Source organism: Microbacterium sp. MRS-1, assembly GCF_000585455.1.
GTDB classification, from domain to species: Bacteria; Actinomycetota; Actinomycetes; order Actinomycetales; family Microbacteriaceae; genus Microbacterium; species Microbacterium laevaniformans.
Genome location: NZ_JAUF01000097.1, coordinates 1 through 3,418, shown reverse-complemented (window position 1 = coordinate 3,418; position 3,418 = coordinate 1). Strand labels below are relative to the sequence as shown.

Sequence of the window (3,418 nt, the reverse complement as noted above, 5' to 3'; positions counted from 1 at the left end):
CGCTCCGCCGCGAGCGGCGGGCGCACGCGGCCTACCTGGTGCTGCGCACCACGCTGGTGCTGTCCATGTCGATCCAGATCGAGATCGAGGGGACGCTCCCGTGGCGCCGCGCGCTGCTGACCAGCGGCGGCCAGGTGCTCGCGAGCTCGATCGCGCGTGAGCGCGGGGCCGCACGGGCGGACGAGGCACCCGACCAGACGTTCAAGGCGAACGTCCCGACCAGGCCGGCAATCGCCAGCACGACATAGGTGATCGCGAGCGGGGTCCAACGAGGCGTCATGCCGACATTCCCACGCGCGGGGCTCCGTCGCGGCGGACGAGCGCTCACGACGACACGGTGACCAGAACCCGGTGCCACCCCGTCGAGCCGTTCGGGGCGATCGGGGCACGCTGCTGCTCCTGCAGCTGGCCGTTCTTGTTCCAGGCGCGTACCGCGATGTAGTGGGTGCCGGGCGCGGCATCCCATTCGTACATCCACTGCACCCAGCTCTCGTCGTTCACCGGCGTGGAGATGGTTGCCGGGATCCAGCCGGTGTCGTCGATGTTCACCTCGACGCGGGCGACCCCGGTCGGCTGCGCCCATGCCATGCCCGCGACGGGGACCCGCCCCGGGGCGACGGGACTGCCGACCTTGGGCACGTCGACACGAGAGGAGAGCTTGATGGGCGCCTCGGCACTGTAGCCGCGCGGCGTCCAGTACGCCTCGTCGGCCGCGAAGGTCGTCACCTTCAGCTCGGTGAGCCACTTCGTCGCCGAGACGTATCCGTAGAGCCCGGGGACGATCATCCGCACCGGGAAGCCGTGCTCGGCCGGGAGCGGCTCGCCGTTCATCGCGACCGCCAGGATCGCGTCGAGCCCGTCATCCGTGAGCGCCGACAGCGGAGTGCTCGCGGTGTAGCCGTCGACGCTGCGTGAGAGCACCATGTCGGCACCGGCTTGCGGTCCTGCCATTCGCAGGATGTCGCGGACCGGCACGCCGAGCCACCGCGCGTTTCCGACCAGCCCGCCGCCGACCTCGTTCGAGACGCAGGTCAGGGTGATGCCGTACTCGTCCAGGCCCATGCCGACCAGATCGTCGAAGCTCAACTCGACGCGGCGCTCGACCATGCCGTCGACGACGAGGCGCCAGGTCGACGGGTCGATGGCCGGCACGGTGAGCGCCGTGTCGACGCGGTAGAAGTCGGCGTTCGGCGTGAAGAGCGGCGAGAGACCGGGAACGTCGAGCTCGGCGCCGGCGGGCACCGTCAGCGTTCGACGGGGTGCGGGCAGCTTCAGCGCATCGCGGATCGCGTCGACCGATGAGGTCGCGGCCGTCACGACGCGGGACGCGACGCCGACGATCACGGCGGAGACCCCGGCGACACCGGCGAGGCGGAAGAAGCCGCGCCGACCGAGGGCTTGTGCGTCGTCCGGGGCGGCGTCGATCGCGTCGGGGGCGGGCACGGGTCGCCGCCAGCGCCGAAGGCGACGCGCCAGCGCGACGAGGACGACGGATGCCGCGACCGCGCCGATCACAGGAGGAACGAACGACAGGGGCGTGACCCCGGTGCGAGAGACGACGGCCGCGGTGGAAAGCAGGCCGGCGATCGCGACGACCACCACGCCGAGGGGACTGCGCAGGTATTCGAGTACTCCGCCGATCGCCGAGGCGATGACGACGGCGAGACCGAGCCCCGCGAGGAGGGCGATCTTGTCGTTCGCCCCGAACGTCGCAATCGCGAACTCCTTGAAGGGCTGGGGGACGATGTCGATCACGAAGCCGCCGACCGCCAGGATCGGGCTGGCGCTGCGCGCGACGAGCAGGGCCAGCACCTCGGCGACACCGAGGAACACCGCCCCGCTGACGACACCCGCGAGGGCGGCGAGGGCGAGCGACGCGCGCCGGCCGGTGTGCGTGGTCACGATGATCTCCTGCCGCCGGGGTCGGGGTACCTGTGTTGTTCGGCACGGGCCGGAGATCGGATGGGTTCGGCGACCTAAGGTGGGGACATGATCCATCTCGTCGCGCGGCGCATCGACCCCGACCAGCGCGAACACGTTGTGGAGTGGTTACGCACCGTTGACGGTCCGCGTCGCGAAGAGGCGCTCGCCTCACTCGAGACGGAAGGCATCCGTCATGAGACGGCGATGATCCTGGAGGGCATAGACGGCCCGGTCATCGTCTATGCCATGGAGTCCGACGACGTCGAGCGAGCGCGCACCATCGCCGATGATTCACCCCGACCGATCGACGGGGAGCATCGAGCCGTGATGCGGGCAGCCGATGCCGGCGCGGCCGATGCCGACATCCTGCTGGACCTGCGGCCGGCATGACCGGCGGTTCGGGGTTCGACGTGGCGGACGACACCGTCGAGCTCGAACGGGATGAGGGCGATCACGGTTCCGCGCTCATCGTGCCCGCGGCATCCACCGGCGGGTCGGTGAAGGAGACCGGCGTGCCCGCTGCCTGCGCGTAGGCGATCTCCGCCGCAGTCGATGCACCGATGTAGCCGCCGGGATTGACGACGAGCACACGGTCGGCGAGATCGATCTTGTGCCGGTGGAGCGCATCGAGGACGGCCTTCTGCTCTGCGCTGACGGCGCCCTCCATCTCGCCGGGGGCGAGGACGATGACGCCCTGAAGGGTGAGGTCACGGTTCGCGTCGCTCATTTCGGCGACGAAGCGCGAGGAGCCGCAAATGCAGACGATGTCGGGGCGGACGGGCATGGCTCAGTGTCCCATCTCAGCCCTTCACAACTCCCTCGCGCGGGGCTTGGCCGTCGCCGTGCGCCGCTGTTCGACGCCAGGCACTTTGGCATCGCCACCGCAATGCGCTCCGCAGGATTCCGCGAAGCGATCTTTAGTTCAAAGAACGGCCACCGCCAAAGAACATGTCGGTAGTCGACGACACAAGCCTCATCGAGTCGACGGCCATGCGTACCGCTCGAGCTCAACTACCGTAGACCTCAGTGAAGAAGAACGATGTGTGCGAAATCGACGGCACGTCCTACACGGTGGAGTCGAAACTCGGCCAGGGGGGCGCCTCAAATGTGTGGCGCGTGCGCTCCAGCGCCGACGGCCGCGCTTACGCACTCAAACAGATCCGAAAGCTGGGCGGATCCACTAAGCGCGATGAGCGCTTTCGCAACGAGATTCGGTTCGGTATCGAATCCGAGCACCCACACGTCGTGAAGGTTCACGCCTGGGCCGAAGACGATTCCAGTTTCTATTACGTCATGGATCTGTACTCGGCGAGCCTACGCCAGGTGATTACCGAGGAGCTCGCTGACGAGGTGCTGCTCGACTACATCTGCCAGCTGTGCGAGGGCCTGATGTACGTGCATGGTGAAGGCATCGTGCATCGAGACATCAAACCGGCTCTTCGCAGTTGAGGGTGTAGTCGAGGGTCGGCGGCTGGTTCGCGGATAGACGTCGAGG

At 68.3% G+C, this 3,418-nt stretch carries 4 protein-coding genes and 1 pseudogene; 3 read left to right on the top strand and 2 right to left on the bottom strand.

What is annotated here, in order from left to right; all coding sequences use genetic code 11:
• Window positions 1-248 (top strand): annotated as a pseudogene (locus tag AS96_RS15530) (hypothetical protein); the annotation flags it as partial.
• A gap of 76 nt (window positions 249-324) precedes the next feature.
• On the opposite strand, the gene AS96_RS13800 reads toward AS96_RS15530, so the two are convergent.
• Window positions 325-1,902 (bottom strand): molybdopterin-dependent oxidoreductase, encoded by a 1,578-nt coding sequence (locus tag AS96_RS13800; RefSeq protein ID WP_036290941.1) that lies wholly within the window; start codon window positions 1,900-1,902, stop codon window positions 325-327.
• An 87-nt stretch (window positions 1,903-1,989) separates the two neighbouring features.
• Here AS96_RS13800 and AS96_RS13795 point away from each other — a divergent pair, with 87 nt between their 5' ends.
• The gene (locus AS96_RS13795) at window positions 1,990-2,313 is read left to right on the top strand and encodes a DUF6176 family protein (protein WP_036290938.1); all 324 of its coding nucleotides are present in this window, start codon (window positions 1,990-1,992) and stop codon (window positions 2,311-2,313) included.
• Window positions 2,314-2,374: 61 nt separating this feature from the next.
• Here AS96_RS13795 and AS96_RS13790 read toward each other — a convergent pair whose 3' ends face one another.
• Window positions 2,375-2,707 carry a hypothetical protein gene (locus AS96_RS13790; protein WP_036290937.1) on the bottom strand — a complete coding sequence of 111 codons (333 nt, stop codon included), beginning with the start codon at window positions 2,705-2,707 and terminating at the stop codon, window positions 2,375-2,377.
• Between the two features lie 242 nt (window positions 2,708-2,949).
• On the opposite strand from AS96_RS13790, the gene AS96_RS13785 reads away from it, so the two are divergent.
• The gene (locus AS96_RS13785; RefSeq protein WP_081768072.1) at window positions 2,950-3,372 is read left to right on the top strand and encodes a serine/threonine protein kinase; all 423 of its coding nucleotides are present in this window, start codon (window positions 2,950-2,952) and stop codon (window positions 3,370-3,372) included.
• Window positions 3,373-3,418: the final 46 nt, after the last annotated feature.